The sequence below is a fragment of the Candidatus Accumulibacter phosphatis genome (assembly GCF_012939955.1).
In the GTDB taxonomy this organism is placed as follows: domain Bacteria; phylum Pseudomonadota; class Gammaproteobacteria; order Burkholderiales; family Rhodocyclaceae; genus Accumulibacter; species Accumulibacter delftensis.
In genome coordinates, this window is sequence record NZ_SPMY01000025.1 from 19,407 (window position 1) to 37,909 (window position 18,503).

General features: G+C 65.3%; 16 protein-coding genes and 2 pseudogenes. 9 read left to right on the plus strand and 9 right to left on the minus strand.

Translation table 11 applies throughout. The features are described from left to right. Positions 1-81: 81 nt before the first annotated feature. A complete protein-coding gene (locus tag E4Q23_RS23750; protein WP_248595345.1) occupies positions 82-1,749 on the plus strand; it encodes a bifunctional polysaccharide deacetylase/glycosyltransferase family 2 protein in 1,668 nt (555 codons plus the stop codon). On the opposite strand, the pseudogene dsbD reads toward E4Q23_RS23750, so the two are convergent. From dsbD to E4Q23_RS09455, 4 genes and pseudogenes are all read right to left on the minus strand, one after another. Beyond that, a pseudogene (gene dsbD / locus E4Q23_RS09440) lies at positions 1,724-3,542 on the minus strand (protein-disulfide reductase DsbD). The gene E4Q23_RS23750 and the pseudogene dsbD overlap by 26 nt on opposite strands. A 12-nt stretch (positions 3,543-3,554) precedes the next feature. Continuing rightward, entirely contained in the window at positions 3,555-3,899 is a 345-nt protein-coding gene (gene cutA / locus E4Q23_RS09445) for a divalent-cation tolerance protein CutA (RefSeq protein WP_169066537.1), read from the minus strand. Positions 3,900-3,957: 58 nt separating this feature from the next. Then, on the minus strand, positions 3,958-4,596 hold the full coding sequence (locus E4Q23_RS09450; protein WP_169066413.1) for an alpha/beta hydrolase: 639 nt from the start codon (positions 4,594-4,596) through the stop codon (positions 3,958-3,960). A gap of 28 nt (positions 4,597-4,624) precedes the next feature. Further along, positions 4,625-4,934 (minus strand): annotated as a pseudogene (locus tag E4Q23_RS09455) ((2Fe-2S) ferredoxin domain-containing protein). 222 nt (positions 4,935-5,156) lie between these two features. On the opposite strand from E4Q23_RS09455, the gene E4Q23_RS09460 reads away from it, so the two are divergent. Next, positions 5,157-6,299 (plus strand): DnaJ C-terminal domain-containing protein, encoded by a 1,143-nt coding sequence (locus E4Q23_RS09460; RefSeq protein ID WP_169066414.1) that lies wholly within the window; start codon positions 5,157-5,159, stop codon positions 6,297-6,299. A 16-nt stretch (positions 6,300-6,315) separates the two neighbouring features. On the opposite strand, the gene E4Q23_RS09465 is transcribed toward E4Q23_RS09460, so the two are convergent. After that, on the minus strand, positions 6,316-7,434 hold the full coding sequence (locus E4Q23_RS09465; protein WP_248595346.1) for a VanZ family protein: 1,119 nt from the start codon (positions 7,432-7,434) through the stop codon (positions 6,316-6,318). A gap of 175 nt (positions 7,435-7,609) precedes the next feature. Here E4Q23_RS09465 and E4Q23_RS09470 point away from each other — a divergent pair, with 175 nt between their 5' ends. The 7 genes from E4Q23_RS09470 to E4Q23_RS09500 all read left to right on the plus strand — a co-directional run bounded on the left by E4Q23_RS09470 (position 7,610) and on the right by E4Q23_RS09500 (position 15,860). Then, complete coding sequence (locus E4Q23_RS09470; RefSeq protein WP_169066415.1) at positions 7,610-7,789, plus strand: hypothetical protein; 180 nt, start codon at positions 7,610-7,612, stop codon at positions 7,787-7,789. A gap of 180 nt (positions 7,790-7,969) precedes the next feature. Beyond that, entirely contained in the window at positions 7,970-9,181 is a 1,212-nt protein-coding gene (locus E4Q23_RS09475; RefSeq protein ID WP_169066416.1) for a glycosyltransferase family 2 protein, read from the plus strand. Continuing rightward, complete coding sequence (locus tag E4Q23_RS09480) at positions 9,172-10,614, plus strand: cytochrome P450 (RefSeq protein WP_169066417.1); 1,443 nt, start codon at positions 9,172-9,174, stop codon at positions 10,612-10,614. Before E4Q23_RS09475 ends, E4Q23_RS09480 begins: the two co-directional genes overlap by 10 nt. A gap of 4 nt (positions 10,615-10,618) precedes the next feature. After that, positions 10,619-11,563 (plus strand): class I SAM-dependent methyltransferase, encoded by a 945-nt coding sequence (locus E4Q23_RS09485; RefSeq protein WP_169066418.1) that lies wholly within the window; start codon positions 10,619-10,621, stop codon positions 11,561-11,563. Positions 11,564-11,677: 114 nt separating this feature from the next. After that, positions 11,678-12,349: a 5,6-dimethylbenzimidazole synthase gene (bluB, locus tag E4Q23_RS09490; RefSeq protein ID WP_169066419.1), complete on the plus strand. Its 672-nt coding sequence runs from the start codon at positions 11,678-11,680 to the stop codon at positions 12,347-12,349. Between the two features lie 94 nt (positions 12,350-12,443). Next, on the plus strand, positions 12,444-12,944 hold the full coding sequence (napF, locus tag E4Q23_RS09495; RefSeq protein WP_169066420.1) for a ferredoxin-type protein NapF: 501 nt from the start codon (positions 12,444-12,446) through the stop codon (positions 12,942-12,944). Positions 12,945-13,025: 81 nt separating this feature from the next. Then, positions 13,026-15,860 carry an AMP-binding protein gene (locus tag E4Q23_RS09500; protein WP_336511651.1) on the plus strand — a complete coding sequence of 945 codons (2,835 nt, stop codon included), beginning with the start codon at positions 13,026-13,028 and terminating at the stop codon, positions 15,858-15,860. Positions 15,861-16,005: 145 nt separating this feature from the next. On the opposite strand, the gene E4Q23_RS23755 is transcribed toward E4Q23_RS09500, so the two are convergent. From E4Q23_RS23755 to napG, 4 genes are read right to left on the minus strand one after another with little or no spacing between them, the layout of a single operon-like run. Then, on the minus strand, positions 16,006-16,170 hold the full coding sequence (locus E4Q23_RS23755; RefSeq protein WP_248595347.1) for a nitrate reductase cytochrome c-type subunit: 165 nt from the start codon (positions 16,168-16,170) through the stop codon (positions 16,006-16,008). Then, positions 16,160-16,474 (minus strand): nitrate reductase cytochrome c-type subunit, encoded by a 315-nt coding sequence (locus tag E4Q23_RS09505; RefSeq protein ID WP_248595348.1) that lies wholly within the window; start codon positions 16,472-16,474, stop codon positions 16,160-16,162. Before E4Q23_RS09505 ends, E4Q23_RS23755 begins: the two co-directional genes overlap by 11 nt. Positions 16,475-16,527: 53 nt before the next feature. After that, entirely contained in the window at positions 16,528-17,430 is a 903-nt protein-coding gene (gene napH, locus E4Q23_RS09510) for a quinol dehydrogenase ferredoxin subunit NapH (RefSeq protein ID WP_169066421.1), read from the minus strand. Beyond that, on the minus strand, positions 17,427-18,383 hold the full coding sequence (gene napG / locus E4Q23_RS09515; RefSeq protein ID WP_169066422.1) for a ferredoxin-type protein NapG: 957 nt from the start codon (positions 18,381-18,383) through the stop codon (positions 17,427-17,429). The genes napH and napG overlap by 4 nt, the downstream gene beginning before the upstream one ends. Positions 18,384-18,503 lie beyond the last annotated feature (120 nt).

Consider the following 18,503-nt stretch of genomic DNA (forward strand, 5'->3'; position numbering starts at 1 on the left):
GCCTTCAAGCAGCTGGTCACCCTGCGCTCGCTGCAGCCGCGCGGCGTCGCCCTGTCGCGGCTTGGCAGTGAGGATCCCGCCTTGTGGAAGGTCTTCGCCAGGAAAGGTCCGCTCGACGCCGCACGCGCCGAGGAACTGGCCGAAATTCGTTTCGCCTATGGCGTCGACTACGAAGGCCAGGGCGAAGGCCTCGAGGTCACTGCGCAGCCGCAGATCGGCCGGCGGATCATCAAGTTCGACGCACAGCGCGGCCTGATCTCCGGCGAGCGTTTCAGCGCTTTTCCGTCGCCCTACGTCATCACCCGCCACGGTAGCGCCAAGCACAAGATTGTCCTCACTTTCGACGACGGGCCCGATCCCAAGTCCACGCTACTGATTCTCGACGCCCTGCGCGATGCCGGCGTGCCGGCGACCTTCTTCATCATCGGCGCCAACGGCCAGAACCATCCGGAATTGCTGCGCCGCGCGATCGCTGAAGGGCACGAGTTGGGCAACCACACGTTCACCCATCCCAATATTTCAAGCATCTCGCCGCAGCAGCTGGAACTCGATCTTTCTGCCACGCAACACCTGCTGGCCAGCGAAGTCGGTCGGCACTCCCTGCTCTTTCGCTCGCCCTATGCCACCGGTGCCCCCCGAAGAGCAGCTGCGCAGCCGCTTCGACGGCGCCGCGTTTGCGGTTATCAACTGGGCTGGCGCGGCGATCGACTGGCTGTTCGTCCTCGCAAGGACCCGCGCGTCGCTGCCGTCGCCGGCAACACCAAAGTCGGCAATCGCATCAATCTGCTCACGCGCTGGCAGGTGCTCGATTACATCACCAGCCAGAATCTCGATCGCCGCGCCTTCGCCGTCCTCAACTGCATCACCGTCGTTCCCGGCGCCGTCGGCGCCTGGCGGCGCGAGCTGGTCGAAAGTGCCGGTGGTTTCAGGAACGACACCCTGGCCGAAGATGCCGGCCTCACCCTGGCCATTCGCAAGCTTGGCAAGCACATCGTCTACGAAGAAGAAGCCATCGCCCAGACCGAAGTGCCGGACACCGTGCGCGGTTTCATCGGCCAGCGCTACCGCTGGATGTACGGCACCATGCAAGCGGCCTGGAAACACCGTGACGTGCTTTTTCGCCGGCGGTACGGCGCCTTGGGTTTTGTCGTCTTGCCCAATGTCGTCATTTTCCAGGTGCTCTTTCCGCTGATCTCGCCGATCATGGACCTACTCCTGATCGGCTCGCTGGGATCGGCCGCCTTCAGCTACTCGCACCACCCGGAGGAGGAGGAGTATTCGGCCGACAATCTCTGGCGCGTCCTTTTCTACTACGCGCTCTTCGTCAGCGTGGACTACCTGGCCGCCATCCTGGCCTTCGCCCTCGAACGCAAGGAAAGCTGGGGGCTATTGATATGGCTGTTCTGGCAGCGTTTCTTCTATCGCCAGCTGATGTACTACGTGGCCATCAAGAGCACCATCACCTCGTTGAAAGGCGTGCTCGTTGGCTGGGGGAGGCGGAGCGTAAAGCGAGCGTGCAGGTGGAGGCTTGATCGTCGCTTGGCGATGCCGGGCGAGCGAACGGTCATTACGGTCCTCCTCTCACTTGCAGTGCGCATTCCGGCTTGCACGCCGGAATCGTTCGCCGGGCAGGGAGCATGCTCCCTGAATTCCCCGCCTCACCCCTGGCCGTTTTCCCGCGAGGGAGAACGGAGATTCGTGAGCCGCTTGCGCGACTTTTACATTAACCCAGACGCGCCAGCAAGCTGAGGAATTCGTCGGCGCTCATGAAGCCGACGACGCGTACGCCGTCGATCTCCCGGCCCTGGCCGTCAAAGAAGATGATCCCTGGCGGACCGTAGAGATTGAAGCGCTGCAGCAGGGCCTTGTCTTCGTCCGAATTGGCGGTGACGTCAGCTTGTAGCAAGGTCCACCCTGCCAGCCTGGCGCGCACGCGCGCATCGGAAAAAGTGAAACGTTCCATTTCCTTGCAGGACACGCACCAGTCGGCGTAGAAGTCGAGCAGCACCGGCTGGCCAGCGCTCTCGATGCGGCTCTCGAGTTCGGCGAGAGTCCGGACGCGGGTGAACGGCAGCGGCCGGATTTCGACCTCGGCGGCACTGCTGCGCAGTACCGACAGCGGCTGCAGCGGGTCGCGCGAGCCGGCCAGTGCGCCGAGCAGCATCGCCGTGCCGCCGATGAGCATGAAAATCCCGATGCCTTTCCAGAAGCGCAGCCAGCCTTTGCTGTGCGCCGGCAGCGGATCGAGGGCGTGCAGGTAGATGGCCGGGATGATGAGCAGCAGGGCCCAGGCAATCATTTGTGCGACGACCGGGATGACCGGCGAAAGCAACCACACGGCGGTGGCCAGCAGGAGCACGCCAAACGCTTTTTTGACGGCCTCCATCCACGGGCCAGAGCGCGGCAGCAGGATACCGGCCGACAGGCCGACGGCGAGCAGTGGGGCGCCCATGCCGAGCCCCATGGCGAACAGTGCTGCGCCGCCGAGGACGGCGTCGCCGCTGCGCCCGATGTAGAGCAGGGCGCCGGCCAGGGGGGGCGGCGACACAGGGGCCGACGATGATCGCCGAGAGCACGCCCATGGCCGCGACAGCGGGAAGCGAGCCGCCGCGCAGGTGGCTGGCTTCCTCGGAGACCTTGCTTTGCAGGAAAGTCGGCAACTGCAGTTCGTAGAAACCGAACATCGACAAGGACAGGGCGACGAAAACCAGTGCGAAGCCACCGAGCACCCAGGCGTTCTGCAAGGCCGCGGTGAGCAGCGTGCCGGTCAGCCCGGCCGCGACTCCGGCGGCGGCGTAGGTAATGGCCATGCCCAGGACGTAGGCCAGCGACAGCAGGAAGCCGCGCGCGTGCGAAACGCCGCGACCGTCGCGACCGGAGCCGACGATGATGCTCGACAGGATGGGAATCATCGGGAAGCAGCACGGCGTCAGGGACAGCAGCAGCCCGAAGCCGAAGAAGCTGGCGACCAGCAACCAGAAGCTGGCATTCTTGAACAACTGCGCGATGCGTCCGGACTCGTCGTCGCTGAACTTCTCGCTCGCTGCACCGGTGGCGCTGGTGGCTATTGGCGTTGTCGCCGGGTCCGGCAACTCGAGCTTGAGCGTCTGTCTTTGCGGCGGATAGCAGATGCCGGCGTCGGCGCAACCCTGGGAAGTGACTTTCAGGGTCAGCGGCAGTGGCCCGGAGCTGTTACGTTCCACGGGAATGCGGATCAGCGCTTGCTGGTAATAGACCTCGACGTCGCCGAAATTGGGATCCTCCTTGACCTTGCCCGGTGGCAGCATCGGCGTGCCCAGTGGCACGCTCTCGGGTTCGGCGGCGAAGCGGAATTTGTCGCGGTAGAGGTAATAGCCCCGGGCGATCTCGAAACGCACTTCGATGGTCTGCCCGTCGATGGCTCGTGCCGTCGGTTTGAAGGCAACGGCCGGGTCGAGGAACTCTTCGCCCTGCGCTGGCCAGGCGAGCAGCAGCAGCGAAAGGAAGAACGGCAGCAGGGAGGAGCGTCGGATTGGGCGCGGGAACGAGAACAGCCAGGTCATTGCGGTGCGTTTTCAGTCTTCAAGGTCGTCTGAGGCGGGCGTTTCGGCAGCTACCCAGGCGAGATAGTCGGGTAGCCCGGCGGTCACCGGCAAGGCGATGATTTCCGGAAGCTCATAGGGGTGGTGCTGGCGAATCGCTGCTTCGAGCGCCGCGTAGCGTTCGCTGCGGGTCTTGATCAGCAGCGGCACTTCGCTGGCAGTTTCGAGCTCCCCCTGCCAGCGGTAGATCGAGTGGCAACCTGCCAGCACATTGACGCAGGCGGCCAGACGCGTTTCGACGAGTTCTCTGGCCAGCGCTTCGGCAGAGAGTCGGTCGGGTAGATTGGTCAGGACGAGAAGGGTGGTCACAGGGTGGATTGTACTCCTCTACTCTTCGACGCCCCCGACGCTACCGCCACCCCGGCAGCGTCCGCGTTCAGTGGCGCCAGGCGCGACTGACGATTTCGCGGATGACGTGAAGGCGACGGTGGAAGAAGTGATCGGCGCCGGGGACGACGATCACCGGTAGCTCTAGCGGCTTCGCCCATTCGATGACGTTGGCCAGGGGCACGGTGCTGTCTTCCGAGCCGTGGATGACGATGGTGTCGCCGGGCACGGCCTTGGTGTGGTACTGGCGCGCGCCTTCGACGAAACCGGACGCCGTGCCGACCAGCACCAGGCGCTGTGCCGGATGACCGGCTTCGAGCAAGGCCGCGGCGACACGCGTCTGCACGTAGGCGCCGAAGGAGAAACCGGCCAGCGCCACCGGCAGATTGCCGTAGCGGCACTTGGCTTCGGCGAGTACGGCGAGCATGTCTTCGGTTTCACCGCGGCCGTCGTCGTGCGTGCCCTCGGTCTGACCGATGCCGCGGAAATTGGGGCGCAGCGCGACGTAGTCGAGATGGGTGAAGGTGCGCGCCAGTGTCTGCACCACCTTGTTGGTATTGCCGCCGCCAAACAAGGGGTGCGGGTGGCCGATCATGGCGATGCCACGCGGCGCGCCGGGGTTTTCGACGATGATCTCGATCTTGCCGACCGGTCCGTCGATGAGCAGGTGTTCGGGCTGTATTTTCATGGCCAGGGTTTCCTCTCGCTGCCGTTTCTCAGATGCGCAGTCGTTCGACGACCCGCCCGTGTACCAGGTGTTCCTGGATGATTTCCTCGATGTCTTCGTGGTCGACGTAGCTGTACCAGACCTCTTCCGGATAGACCACCAGGACCGGTCCGTTGTCGCAGCGGTCGAGGCAGCCGGCGCGGTTGATGCGCACCTTGCCGGCACCTTTCATCTTCAGTTCGCCGATGCGGTCTTTGGCATAGGTCTGGGCGGCGGTCGCGCCCGCGTTGTTGCAGCAGGTCTCACCCTCGCCGCGCTGGTTGCAGCAGAAAAAAGACATGATGCTTGAAGTAACTCATGCGCACGGGCTCCTGGCGACTGTTTGCTGATTGCGGCGGTCGATTCTAACCCCGATTCGTCTGCCGCAAGAGCTCTGCCGAGCGCCGCAGCGCGATGACTACAGGCCGAAGAGCGGAGGAAAGCTCGTCGATCGCGTAAAATTCGCCTGCTGTCGTGGCGTCCGTGGGCTCTTCTGTCTTCTGGTCACGGCAAGTTTTCAAGCTGCCAGAACTGCCCAATCAATGACTATCTGTGAAGATCCTTTCGCCATTCTCGGTGTCAGCCCCGAGGCTTCGCCGGCCGACGTCAAGCGCGCCTATCGCCGGCTGGCCATGCACTGGCACCCGGATCGCAATCCGGCAGCGCTGGCCGAGGCCGAGTTCAAGCGCGTGAACGCGGCCTACGAGCTGTTTCTCGACCCGCAGCGGCTGGCCGAATGGCGACAGGCACAGGCTGCCAGCGAGGCCGGCGAACGCCGGCAGCGCGAAGGCAAGGGCAGCGCCAGCAAGGCGCGCGAGAGCAAAGGCGATGGAAGTAGTTCCGGCGCCCGCAAGGCGGCTGGCAAGCAGAATGAGCAGAGTGCCGGCGAAGACCTGACGCAGGCCTTGACGCTGACCTTCGAGGAGGCGGCCCTCGGTTGCCGGAAAACGATCGCCCTGGTGCAGGGCGTTCGCTGTGCCAGTTGTCGCAGCAGCGGCCGTGTGCAACACCGCAATTCGGTACCCTGCAAGCATTGCAGCGGTTGCGGTCGGCTTAGCCAAGGCGGCGGCGAGACCCGCATCTGCACGAGTTGTGGTGGGCGTGGCTTTCTGCGTGAGACCGACTGTCCTGATTGCAGCGGCAGTGGTTGGCTACACCAACCACGCACGCTGTCAGTGACCGTGCCAGCGGGCTTGCTCGCAGGTGAGCGCCTGCGGCTGGCTGGCCAGGCGCCGCTGCCTGCAGGCAGTGGCGGTGGCGGTAGCGACGCTGGCAAAGCCGGCGACCTGTACCTCGAGATAAAGCTGGCCGCGCATCCACTGTTCGTCCTGCACGGGCGCGACGTCCATTGTCAGGTGCCGGTGAGTGCCTACCGCCTGCTCTGCGGTGGGCGGATCGAGGTGCCGAGCCTGGGCGGCACCACGACGCTCGAACTCTCTACCGACCCGCAGCAGCCGCTTGAGTATCGTCTGCCGGGCCAGGGCTGGCCCGCAAAAGGACGGCATAAGGCCGGCGATCTGCTGCTGCAGTTGCAGCGTATTCAGCCGCAGAGCGTCAGTGCGCCGGACGTCGAGCTGCTCGAACGCCTGGAACAGCGTCTTGCCGGCGATCTCGCTCGACGCGCGCCAGAATTGGCCGTGTGGGAAGCGGCAATGCGGGCTCGGCGGAAGCTGGCCGGCGCGTAACTCGCGTAACTCTTCGCTACAGGCGCCGCCCGAGCGCGGTCAGATAGGGCAGGGCGAGGAAAGGCCAGAGACTGGCGATCCAGCGGGTCAGGCCGTTGAAATTGAGGAAGTGACCTTGTCGCCAGGTGGCCAGTGCCGCTTCCGAGTACGGGTTGGGTGGCGTCAGATTGACCAGAGCCGCGCCGCCCATCAGGGCGACGCCGGCAAAGCCGATGCGCCAGGCCGCCGGCAGCATCAGCAGTAGTGAGAGCAGCACGCCGCCGATCAGCAGCCCGAGCCGCGCCCCCGGGGTCAACCAGGCCAGGGCGTCATGCGGAGCGAGCAGTACCGCCGCGGCCAGCGTCCTGATCGCCAGCGCCAGCATGAAAAAGGCGAACAGCACCAGCTGTGGCGCGTTCCGGTCGGCGAGCAGGGTGCGCGCGAACAGACCGATGACGATCGTATTGCAGACGATGACTCCGGTTTCGAGCATGAAGAATGCCGGCGGGGCATACGGCACCGCCGGCGTTAGCCCCAGCACATGGCGCAGGTCACCAACGCCAAAGAGCAGTGTCTCCGGTGACAGCTGGGTTAGCAGCCACATGCCGATCAGCACCAGGCCCAGTTCGGCGTGCGGAATTGGTGCCAGCAGCGCCTGCTGCAGCTGAGCGATGCCCCGAAAGATCGGCTTGCCCTTCCATACCGCGATCACCGCACCGATCGCGCTTCCGGCGCTGTTGCACGCCAGGTCGAGATTCGAGGGCACACGCGCCGGTAGCCAGTTCTGCAGCCACTCCAGGGTGAGGCTGAGCAGGGCGCCGGTGCACAGCGCGGCGAGCGCCGCTGGCCAGCGGCCGGGCAGCCGGCGCAGGGCCAGCGCCAGCAGGAAGCCGAGCGGCACATAGACGATGACATTGACCGCGAGGTCGAAACCCGTCCAGTAGCGCGGCCAGGCGGCGCCGAGAAAGGCCAGCGGCGAGAGGCCCAGGTCGCGCCAGTTGGCGAGCGGGTAGAGGCTGGCGTAGCTGATCAGCACCAGGTAGGCGAGGGCCAGGTAGAGGGGCAGGCGCGTCGGTCGCGGCAGCGCTTGCAGCGCCTGCGCAGGAGTCTCGTCGGTCGGGGAAATAGCTGGGGGCGGTGCTTGCTCCATGCGCATGGTGCCGAGCGTTATGAAGCCGCCATTCTAGCGCCTGCGAGCGCCGTCGCGACTCCCGTTCCTGCCTATGGCGACATCGGGTGCCGCTAGTGGCCCGATTTGTGCGACACTCTGCCCTTTTTCACCCTCCTTGGCCGTCGCCACGGCCAATTGCGAGACCAGCGGGAGAGACGCCTTGGCAAAACCAAATTATCAGTTCGAGAAGCGCCAGAGAGAACTTGAGAAGAAGCGCAAGAAGGACGAGAAGCGCCAAGTCGCTCTCGCCAGCAAAGATGCAGGGGCCAACGACACGGACGCTGCAGAGCAGCCAGCGGCGGCGGAAAGCGATGCACCGGGGACGACAACCGGCAGTTGAGCAAAGCGGCGATCACGGCCTGCGTCCTGCCGTAGCTAGGCGTGGCCTGCGCACGGCCCGGGTCTGGTGCTGTGGCGCCGAGCCCGGGCCGTGTGCTTTCGTTGCGGCTGCCGCCGGCCTGGTTCTTGCCGGCAGATGGGCGGACGACAGAGACGACAGCGAAGACAGCGAATTGCGCACATGTTTTTGACGCTCATTCTCCTTTGCGTGCCTGCTTTTCTGGTCGCGGCGGCAGGGCTTCTGGCGGGCCTCGTCTTCTTGTCTCGTCTGTCCATGCCCAGGGTGCAGCGCAGCGGTACGGTGACCCTGATCCTGCCTTTGACCGGTGAAGCCGACGGACTTGTCGCCCTGCTGCGCGCGCTCGCGGCGCAAACGCTGCCCGTACGGCGCCTGTTGATCTGCGTCGAGGGCGTGCATGACCCGGCCTATGCCCGGGCGACGGAACTGGCGAGCACGAGTAGCACGAAGAGCACGATCAGCCTGCCGATCGAGATTCTGATTGCCGGCGAGGCGACGCATTGCGCCCAGAAGTGCTGCAATCAGATTGCCGGTCTGGCGCGCATCGATGCGCGTGACGAGGTGGTCGTCCTGTTCGACGCGGACATCGTGCCGCCGCCGTGGTGGCTGTCGGCGCTGGCGACTCCGATTCTTGACGGCAGTGCCGATATCGTTACCGGTTACCGCTGGCCGCTGCTCAGCGGGCAGGGCTGCGGTGCTCCGCTTGGCGCCATGCTTGCTGCACAGATCGCCGCGGCGATTGACCGGGGAATTGCCTTGTTGCCGCGCCTGGCTGCCTTTCCGGTCACCTGGGGCGGGTCGCTGGCGCTGTCGCCGCGCGCCCTCGAAAAACTCGACGCGGCGCGTCTTCTCGGCGGCACCCTGTCGGACGACTGCAGCATTGGCGCGCAGGCCGCCGCCCTCGGCTTGCGCGTGCTCACCCGGCGCGCGCTGCTGGTGCCGACGCCGGCGAGCGACGGTCTGGCGGCGCTGTGGCGTTTCGGTCGCCGGCAGTATCAGATCATCCGCGTCTATCGGCCGCCGCTGTGGTGGCTCGCCTGCCTCGCGCTGAGCAGCCGGGTGATCGCCTGGGGAGTTCTGCTGGCCAACTTCGGGGAGGTCTGGGCGCGCCTGGCGACGCTGGCGCTGCTCGTTATCGCGTTGGCGGCAGTGGGCGTCCAGGTGTTCGTCGGACGGCGTTTGGGAGTGGCGGATCCGCTGGCGGTGACGGTGCTGCAGGTCGTTGTCGCGCTGTGCAAACCGCTCGTCGATGTCTTTCACTGGAGCCTGATGCTGGCCGCCTGGGACACGCGCGTCATTCGTTGGGGTCATCTCGGTTATCGCGTCTTCGGGCCCGGACAGATTGCCATCGTGAGTCGTCGCCGATGGGGCTGATCCTGTCACTTGCCGGCCGTCTCGCCGGTCGCTCGGCGCTCATGACGCGCCTGGCGGGGCGTTTGGTGGCGCGCGAGTTGCGCCACCTCAAAGGCAAACCGGTCGAGCGCCAGTTACTGGTCTACGACCTGCCGGAAACGCAACTGGCCCTGGCCAACGATCTGCGCGTCGTCGACACCCTGCTCAGCGATCGGGCGGGAACCTTCCCCAAGGCGGCGGCGCTCGAGCGCCTGCTCCGGCCGCTGGTCGGCGGCGGTGTTTTCGGCCAGCCCGGGGGCGACGCCGTCAAGCAGGCGCGGCGCATTTTCCTGCGCGCGCTGGTGCGCATCCCCGAGCAGCGGGTAACTGGCGTGGCCCGCGAGCTGACGCGCGCCTATCTGGCCGACTGGCAACGGCAAGGCCAGCCCGTGGCGATCCCCAGCGAACTGTCGCGGCTGACCATCGACATCGTCAGCGAGGCCAGCCTGGGCGGGCGTTTCAGCGCCGCGGAGGGGAAGCGTTTCGTCGAGCTGTTCTTTGCCTATCACCAGCGCGCCAATCCGGTACTGCTGCTGCTCGGCGGCCAGGCGCCGGCCACGCAGCAGGCATTGGTCGAACGTATGGGGCTGGCGGCGATCGGCGCCGAGATGCGCGCCTTGATCCGCCAGCGCTTCCTGGTGCCCTTGCTGGAAGACCGGCCGCTGGCCGAGCGTGCGCCGTTCGCCGCTGCCTTGCTCGAAGCCGCCGCCATGGGGCGGGGTGTGGAGGTCTCGCTGGCGCAGGATGAGGCGCGCCAAACGGCGATGCTCGACGAGATCGCGGTGATGCTCCTTGCCGGACACGAGACGACCGCCTCGGTGCTCAGCTGGCTGCTCTGGGAACTGGCCGACGCGCCGCAGGAGCAGGACACTGCCGCCCGCCTGATCGCCGCGGCAAGCCTCGGCGAGGGGCAAAATGGCGACGCTGACGCCAGCCAGCAGCAAGCCGCCGTTGACGGCGGAAAAGCCGCCGCCAGGCAGTTGGCGGCGCTGACTCAGGAGGCGCTGCGTTTGTATCCGCCGATTGCCTTCCTGTTGCGTGAAACGACCGCCGCGGTGAGCTTTCGTGAACGGCCCATCTGTGCCGGCGGCTTCGTTGTCGTTTCGCCATGGACTCTTCAACGCCACCGGGCGCTGTGGTCCGCGCCCGATCGTTTCGATCCCGGGCGCTGGCTGGCTGCCGAGCCGCCGCCGGCGATGGCGGAGCGCCTGGCGATGATTCCTTTCGGTTACGGTCCGCGCGTCTGTCCGGGCAAGCGTTTTGCCGAGGTCGAGATGCAAGCCATCCTCTCCGAGCTGCTCGGCAGCTGCCATATTGCACGCGGCCGCGGCCGGGCGCCCAATCCGCTCGGCACGCTGACTTCGCGGCCGGACTACGACTTTCGTCTGCAGGTCACGCCGCGTGGCCCTGGCTGAGCGCATGTCCGACTTGCTCCCTCCGTGCCCGATTACCGGCCGACCGGCGCGCCGCCGCGTGCATGGCGTGTCGACGCGGGCTCTGTTGGCGATGTGGCGCGCGGCCGGCGCTGGCGATCTGAGCCATTTGTTTCCCGAAGCACCGCAGGTGGTCCTCTACGAGTCGGATACCGGGCTGTACTTTTTTGCGCCCGCGGTTGCCGGCGATGCCGGTTTCTACCAGCACTTCTACGCCACCCACGCCGCACATGCGACGCTCAGCGCACATTCCGAAGCGCGGCGCGAGTTCGTCAATGCCGCCCGCTGCATCACTGCCGGGTCGCAGGTGCTCGACGTCGGCTGCGGCAGTGGCGCTTTTCGCGACCACCTGCCGCTTGGCACTTATCGCGGACTTGATCCGTATGCCGAAGCCGGGGTGGCAGGCGACGTCATCCGCCAGAGCCTGAACGAGCATGTCGACGAAGCGCGTGGGCGATACGACGTGGTGACTGCCTTTCAGGTTATCGAACACGTCGCCGACCCGCTCGGTTTCACTCGCCAGCTGGTCGCCCTGCTGCGTCCAGGCGGCACGCTTATCATCTGCGCGCCGCTGCACCCCTCGCCTCTGACCGAGATTCCCAATTTCCTGATCAATGCTCCGCCGCACCACCTCACTTGGTGGACTGCCAGTGCCTGCCAGGCCCTCGCCGACGCGGTCGGCGTCGAAGTGCTTGAAATCGTCGCCGTCGCGGCATCGCCTCACGAGGCCATCGTTTACTGGATGCACCGCTTTTCCCTGCTGCACGCGCGCCCCGGACCGGGCGAGCGCTATTTCGCGCACCGCTGGAGCTGGCACCTGAACCTGGCGCTCAGTTACCTGTTGGCGCGCGTGGCAACGGCGGTGCTGCCGCCACCACGCGGCGGGCGGCCCTGCAACGTGATGCTGATCGCGCGCTCGCCGCAGCCTTAGCCAGTCTGGTAAACTCTGCCGCCCGAGAGTGATCGCCGCAACCATTGGAGAGCTTTGTATGTGTGACGACCAGGCCGTGCTCATCAGTTGCCGCGCAAGCGTGCCTGCCCGCTGATGAATGAGCATCGTTACCCGGCGGCGGATGTGGCCGCCATCGAGCGGGTCATCCGCGAGCGTCGCGATATTCGGCAGTTCGCCGAGGGGGCGCTTCCCGAAGGTCTGCTCGGCCGCCTGATCGAGGCCGCTCATCGCGCGCCGTCGGTAGGTTACATGCAGCCCTGGCGTTTCGTGCGCATCGTCACTGCCCCGACCCGCGAAGCACTGTGGCGCATCGTTGATGTTGAACGTCTGGTGACTGCCGCGAGTCTGCCGACGCGCGCTGCCGCGTTCTTGAAACTCAAGATCGACGGCATTCGCGAGGCCGCCGAAGTGCTGGTGGTGGCGCTGATGCCGGATCGGGAAGCGCATATTTTTGGCCGCCGCACGATGCCGGAAATGGATCTCGCGTCGACCGCCTGCGCCATCCAGAATATGTGGCTGCTGGCGCGGGCCGAAGGTGTCGGCCTGGGCTGGGTTTCGTTTTTCGACCCTGAAGCGGTTAGTGATTTGCTCGAGATGCCGGCTGGCAGCCGTCCGATCGCCATCCTCTGTCTTGGTCCGGTGGCCGAGTTTCCACCGCAACCGGTGCTTGAATCGAAAGGTTGGGGTAGCCGCTTGCCGCTTGATGAGGTGCTCTTCGAGGACCGTTGGCGAGCCGGCGCCGGTGGCACGCCGACGGCGTATTGATTGCCATCGCCATTGCCCAGGCTCGCTTGCCCGGCGAGTGCTTCCGGGTACGCCGGCCTGATCAACCGCTGCGGCTTGAACCTGGGCGTGCCCGGTGAGCGAGCCGAGCAGCCGTCGCAATTTTCTGCGTGGCCGATTTTCGCGCCGCCCGGCCGCGCTGCGGCCGCCGTGGGCGCTTGCCGAAGCCGCTTTTCTGGAGGCCTGCACGCGCTGCACTGACTGCCAGTCGGTCTGCCCAACGGGCATCATCAGCAACAGCGATAGCGGCTATCCGGTGCTTGATTTCAGTCGTGGCGAGTGTTCGTTCTGTGCGGCTTGTGTAGATGCCTGCAGCAGCGGCGCCTTGCAGCGCGCAGCGGCACAGCCGCCGTGGTCGCTGCGCGCAGCGATTGGCGAGCACTGCCTGGCGGCCAAGCAGATCGAATGCCGGATCTGTGGCGACTATTGCCTGGTCGGCGCCATTCGCTTCGTGCCGCGGGTCGGTGGCGTTTCGCTGCCGGTGGTGGACACTGCACGCTGTACCGGTTGTGCCGCCTGCTTCGCGCCGTGTCCAACCCAGGCCATTCGTATCAGGGAAATCGATGATAAAACGTGAGCACTGGCAGGGAAGTAAATCCTGCATCGCCGCTTCGCACTTGCTGTGCGCTGCAGTTGGCGCGGGCGGGGAGCCGAGACCGTGAGCGTCGCACAGCCGCAAGAACCGCAAGCATTGCCAATGGCCTCGGAGCGCTTGCTGAGCGTGCTCACCGCCCTGGTCGCCGAGACACGCCCGGGACGGGTTGAACGGGTGAGCATGAGCAGCCATCTCGAGCGCGACCTGGGGCTGGACAGCCTGGCGCGCGTCGAGCTTCTGTTGCGTGTCGGTAGTGAGTTTGGCCGCTCCTTGCCGGAAACGGCGCTGGCCGAGGCGGAAACGGCGCAGGATTTGCTGCGCTTCATTGCCAGTGCCACGGCCGAAGAGCGTTCGACGACGCGCATCGATTTGTCGACCTCCAGCGGCCCGATCAGCGTTCCGACACAAGCGACGACCCTGGTCGAAGTGTTCGAATGGCATGTGCAACAGCATCCGCAACGCACGCATGTGCTGCTCTACGGAAGTGGCGGCGAGCGGGGTGAGTTCCATCCCGAGGCCATCTCCTACGCCGATCTCTTCGAGCAGTCGCGCCGCATCGCCAGCGGTCTGGTGAGCCGCGGGCTGTTGCCGCAGCAAACGGTGGCCTTGATGCTGCCCACCAGCCGCGACTATCTGAGCAGCTTTTTCGGGGTGCTCCTCGCCGGTGGAATTCCGGTGCCGATTTATCCGCCGGCGCGGCTGGCGCAGATTGAGGATCACCTGTGCAGGCACGCGCGCATTCTCGCCAACGCGGAAGCGGTGTTCATCATTACGGTGCCGCAGGCAAAAGGCGTCGCCGCGCTGCTGCGCCGCGACGCGCCGAGTCTGAGTGAAGTGCTCACGCCGGCGGAACTCGATAGCGAGCCGATGGAACTGCTGTATCGCGCACAAGCCGACGATATTGCTTTCCTGCAGTACACCTCGGGCAGCACCGGCGACCCCAAGGGTGTCGTACTCAGCCACGCCAACCTGTTGGCCAATGTGCGCGTGATGTGTGAGACCTGCGCGGTCAGCAGCGACGACGTTTTTGTTTCATGGCTGCCGCTCTACCACGACATGGGACTGATTGGCGCCTGGTTCTGTCCGCTCTATTCCGGGATGCAACTGGTGTTGATGTCGCCGCTGGCTTTTCTGTCCCGGCCGGTGCGCTGGCTGCGGGCCATCTCCGACCATCGCGGAACGATTTCGCCGGCGCCCAATTTTGCTTATGACCTCTGTGCAAAAAAACTCGTCGACAGCGACCTGCAGGGACTGGATCTCTCGTCCTGGCGTCTGGCACTGAACGGCGCCGAACCGGTGAGCCCGGCCACGCTGCAAGCTTTTGCCGAGCGCTTCGCCCCTTATGGTCTGCACGGCGAGGCCATCACGCCCGTCTATGGCCTCGCCGAATGCTCGGTCGGGCTGGCCTTCCCGGTGTTGAAGCGCGGTCCACTGATTGATCGGATCGAGCGCGACGAATTGATCAAGCGGAAATGCGCGGTACCGGTCAGCGGCAGCGATGGCGAAGCGATGCTCGTTCCGGCGTGCGGGCGGGCCTTGCCCGGGCATGAGGTTCGTATTGTCGACGCGGAAGGTTGCGAGCTGCCGGATCGCAGTGTCGGGCGACTACAGTTCCGTGGCCCTTCGGCGACGCGTGGCTATTATCGCAACCCGGTGGCGACGCAGGCCTTGTTCAGCGATAGCTGGCTCGACTCTGGGGATTGCGCGTATACCGTCGCTGGCGAAATCTATCTGACCGGCCGGGTCAAGGATTTGATCATCCGCGGCGGAAGAAACCTCTACCCCTACGAACTGGAACAGGCGGTGGGCAATATTCCGGGCGTGCGCAAGGGCTGCGTGGCCGTTTTTGCCAGCAAGGATACGCTCAATGCCAGCGAACGGCTGGTGGTTCTGGCCGAAACACGTGAGGAAGAGGCCAGCGCGCTAGAGGCCATGCGGCAGAAGATCGACGCTGCCGCGATTGACGCAATTGGGATGCCGGCTGACGAAATCGTCCTGGCCCCGCCGAATTCGGTGCTCAAGACTTCGAGTGGCAAGATACGTCGCAACGCTTCGCGCGACGCCTACGAGAATGGCTTGATTGGCGCTCCCACGGTGCCAGCCCGGCAACAAATGTTGCGCCTCGGTATCGCGTCCCTGCGTGCGCGTTTGGGAGAGGCGGCACGGCGCTTTGGCAGGCGCGCCTATGGCCTCTGGTGCTGGAGCGTTTTTGTCGTCCTCGGTGTGCCGACTGCGGCGGTAGTTGTCGTCCTCGGTAAACTGCTGCGCTCGCCGGCGAGCGGACGCCGCCTGGTGCGCCGGGTGGCGCGGCTCTTCTTTGCGCTGGCCAGGGTTCGCTTGCAGACTAGCGCGGCGGTGGATTTGCCGGCAGTGCCGCATCTGCTACTGGTCAACCATTGCAGCTATCTCGATGCGCTGGCCCTTTGCGCGGCCCTGCCGCCGAGCCAGGCCTACGGCTTTGTGGCCAAGCGCGAGTTGGTCGAACAGCCGGCGATCCACGCTTTTCTGAGCGCGCTCGGCACGCTGTTCGTCGAACGCTTCGCGGCGTCCAGGAGCGCCGAGGACGTCGACGAGATTGCCGGCGCGCTCCGGCAGGGACAGAATCTGGTCATTTTTCCGGAAGGGACTTTTTCTCGCGAAGCCGGGCTGAAACCGTTTCGCATGGGGGCTTTCGTCGCCGCTGCGCGGGCGGGGACGCCAGTGCTGGTGGCTGGTCTATGCGGGTCGCGCCGGATGTTGCGCGATCAGACCTGGATGCTGCGGCGAGGTCGCCTGGCACTCGCCTTCGGGCCGCTACTGGCCCCGGCGGGTGACGATTGGGCGGCGGCGGTGGCTCTGCGTGATGCGGCGCGCAAGGAAATGCTCAGTCTGTGCGGAGAGCACGATCTGGAACGCTGAGTAGCGTGGCTAGCGCCCGGGGAAAGGGAGGAAAGGCTCTGACAGTGCCAGAGCGGTAGCGGCACGGTGGCACGGTGGCGTGGCGGCTTTCCCGAGCTGAGTGGCCGGCACTTGGCCGGCCCACTCCCTGATGCTACTTCCTGGCTTAGTTCTTCTTGACCGGCTTCTTGACGGCGTCGCCCTTGAAGGTGTTGTCGACCAGCGGCGGCGCGTCAATCTGTGGCACGTGGCACTGCACGCAGCTGTAGCGAGCGCCGGTCGCTTCGGCGTGTTTCTTGCCGTCGCGGTCGATGAAATGGCTATCGCCCATCTTTGGTGCTTTTTTTCTTCTCATGGGTTGCTGCCGAGTGGCAGTCCATGCACTGGTTTTCTTCGAGGTTGATTTCGTCGAAGTTCTCCACTGCGTGCGGGATGACCGGTGGCTGCGTGCTGAAGGTGCGTGCGACCGGCGCTTCGGTGCCGGGGCGTTTGCCGGCGTAGTCCTTGACCGCGGGCGCCGGGCTGGGTGCGGCGACGTCGATGCCGCGCATGGAGGTTGTGGCGTCGGCGGCAAAGACCAGCGAAGTCAGGCAACTGGCGACGATGGCGATGGTAAGTTTCAGTGAGTGCTTCATGGTTGGTGTTCCCTCCACGTCAAAAAAATGATTTCTGATGTTTCTCGAGTACTTCAGTTGCCGTTTGTCGCTGCTTGCGGTGTGACCTGCCTGCCGTTGTCCGGCGGGTTGTCGAAGCGCAGGCCGAAAGTGAACACATCTTTGGAGCAGACATCGATACAGCGCCCGCAGTTGGTACAGTTGCTGGCCAGAATGACCGGGCCGACACCTTTGCCGGCGCCCTTCAGTGCCGGGCGAATGACCTGTGGCTCGGGGCAGACTTCGAAGCAGTCCATGCAGTCGTTGCAGGCTGCACGCTTGCTGGCCGTCACGCGCAGCGGACTGCCCTTGCCGAGCAGGCTGTAGAAGGCGCCGACCGGGCATAGGTGGCCGCACCAGCCGCGGCTCATCACGAACAGGTCAAACAGAAAGACAGCCAGCACGACGGCCCACGCGGCGCCCAGTCCGAAGAGCAGTCCGCGATGCAGCATCGATACCGGATTGACCAGTTCCCAGGCGATGCTGCCGGTGAGTGCCGCGAGCAGCAAGCTCATCGCCAGGATCCAGTAGCGGCTGCTGCGCGCGATGTGTGCGCTGCCCTTGATCCCCAGCCGGCGGCGCAGCCAGCCGGCGAGGTCGGTGACCGGATTGATCGGGCAGACCCAGGCGCAATAGACACGGCCGCCGACGAGAAAATAGAAAACCACAACGATCGAGACGCCGATCAGCGCGAGTTTCTCGGGCCAGTTGCCAGCCAGTAGCGATTGCAGCAGCACGTAGGGGTCGGTCAGCGGCAGGGTGTCGAGGGTCAGGCTATACGCCAGATTCCCTTTGATGATCCATACGGCCGCCAGGGGGCCGAGCAGGAACAGGGCCAGAATGGCCAACTGGCACAGGCGGCGGGCCAACAGCCACTGGTGGGCAGCGATCCAGCCCTTGGTGGCAACTGCCTCGGCACCGGTGCGCTTGCTGCTCATCGCGCAGCCTCGGCAGGCAAGGCATTGACCCCACTGCCCGGCGCAGCGGGACCACCGAGACCCGGCGGCAGGCTGGGAAGCGCCGGGCCGTTAGCCGGCATTCCTGCCGGCACTTGCTCGCTACCTGGATCGAAGTGGCCTTCGAGGTGCATGCCGTCAGGCATGCGGTCTGGCAAATCAACGATGCCCCTGTCTTCGACCAGCGAATGCCCGCCGGCCTTGCTTTTCTCGTCCCAGCCGAGGCGGTAATGCTTGCCGAGTGAGCCTCTTACCAGTTTGGCGGGCAGCACCTTGATTGATGCTTCTTCGGTGACGCAGGCGCTTTCGCACTTGCCGCAGCCGGTGCAATGCTCGGAGTGTACGGTCGGGATGAACATCGCGTGCCGGCCGGTACGGGTGTTTGGGCGTACTTCGAGGGTGATTGCCTTGTCGATGACCGGGCAGACACGGTAGCAGACGTCACAGCGCAGACCGAGGAAGTTGAGGCAGGTCTCCTGGTCGGAGAGAACGGCCAGGCCCATCCTTGACTGGTTGATGTCGGTCAGGCGGTGGTCCAGGGCGCCTGTCGGACAGGCCTTGACGCAGGGGATGTCTTCGCACATCTCGCAGGGTCCGCTACGGGCAGTGAAATAGGGTGTGCCCGTGGCAATCGGCGACTCTGGTCGGGCCAGTTCGAGAATGTTGTAGGGGCAGTCGCGCACGCACATACCACAGCGAATGCAGGCGCCGAGAAAGTTGTCTTCGCTGGCCGCGCCTGGCGGACGGATCGCCAGCGCTGGCAAGGCCTTCGCCTGTTTGGTGTACGCCGCGAGGCCCAGTCCGAGTACGCCGACACCGCAAAGCAGTCGTGCCGAATCGAAGACGAACTGGCGGCGCGCCAGCGACTGGATATGGGTGGTTGCGGTGGTCGCACGCGCGGGCAGGCGACTACTGTTTTTGTTTGCCGTGGGCATTGTTGCGTAGCCAGAAACCGGGCAGGTGCCTAGTGTGAAAGTCGCGTCCGCGACTCTCGAATCTCCCTTCTCCCCCTGCGGGAGAAGGGCCGGGGGTGAGGCGGGGCATTCAGGGAGCAT

Excerpts from the sequence above, each read along its gene's own strand:
- E4Q23_RS09450 (WP_169066413.1), bottom strand. The coding sequence starts at position 4,596 with ATGAAAATACAGCCCGAACACCTGCTCATCGACGGACCGGTCGGCAAG.
- E4Q23_RS09505 (WP_248595348.1), bottom strand. The coding sequence starts at position 16,474 with ATGAAGCACTCACTGAAACTTACCATCGCCATCGTCGCCAGTTGCCTG.
- napG (WP_169066422.1), bottom strand. The coding sequence starts at position 18,383 with ATGCCCACGGCAAACAAAAACAGTAGTCGCCTGCCCGCGCGTGCGACC.
- E4Q23_RS09465 (WP_248595346.1), bottom strand. The coding sequence starts at position 7,434 with ATGCGCATGGAGCAAGCACCGCCCCCAGCTATTTCCCCGACCGACGAG.
- E4Q23_RS23755 (WP_248595347.1), bottom strand. The coding sequence starts at position 16,170 with ATGGGCGATAGCCATTTCATCGACCGCGACGGCAAGAAACACGCCGAA.
- E4Q23_RS09485 (WP_169066418.1), top strand. The coding sequence starts at position 10,619 with ATGTCCGACTTGCTCCCTCCGTGCCCGATTACCGGCCGACCGGCGCGC.
- E4Q23_RS09460 (WP_169066414.1), top strand. The coding sequence starts at position 5,157 with ATGACTATCTGTGAAGATCCTTTCGCCATTCTCGGTGTCAGCCCCGAG.
- napH (WP_169066421.1), bottom strand. The coding sequence starts at position 17,430 with ATGAGCAGCAAGCGCACCGGTGCCGAGGCAGTTGCCACCAAGGGCTGG.
- E4Q23_RS09480 (WP_169066417.1), top strand. The coding sequence starts at position 9,172 with ATGGGGCTGATCCTGTCACTTGCCGGCCGTCTCGCCGGTCGCTCGGCG.
- E4Q23_RS09475 (WP_169066416.1), top strand. The coding sequence starts at position 7,970 with ATGTTTTTGACGCTCATTCTCCTTTGCGTGCCTGCTTTTCTGGTCGCG.
- bluB (WP_169066419.1), top strand. The coding sequence starts at position 11,678 with ATGAATGAGCATCGTTACCCGGCGGCGGATGTGGCCGCCATCGAGCGG.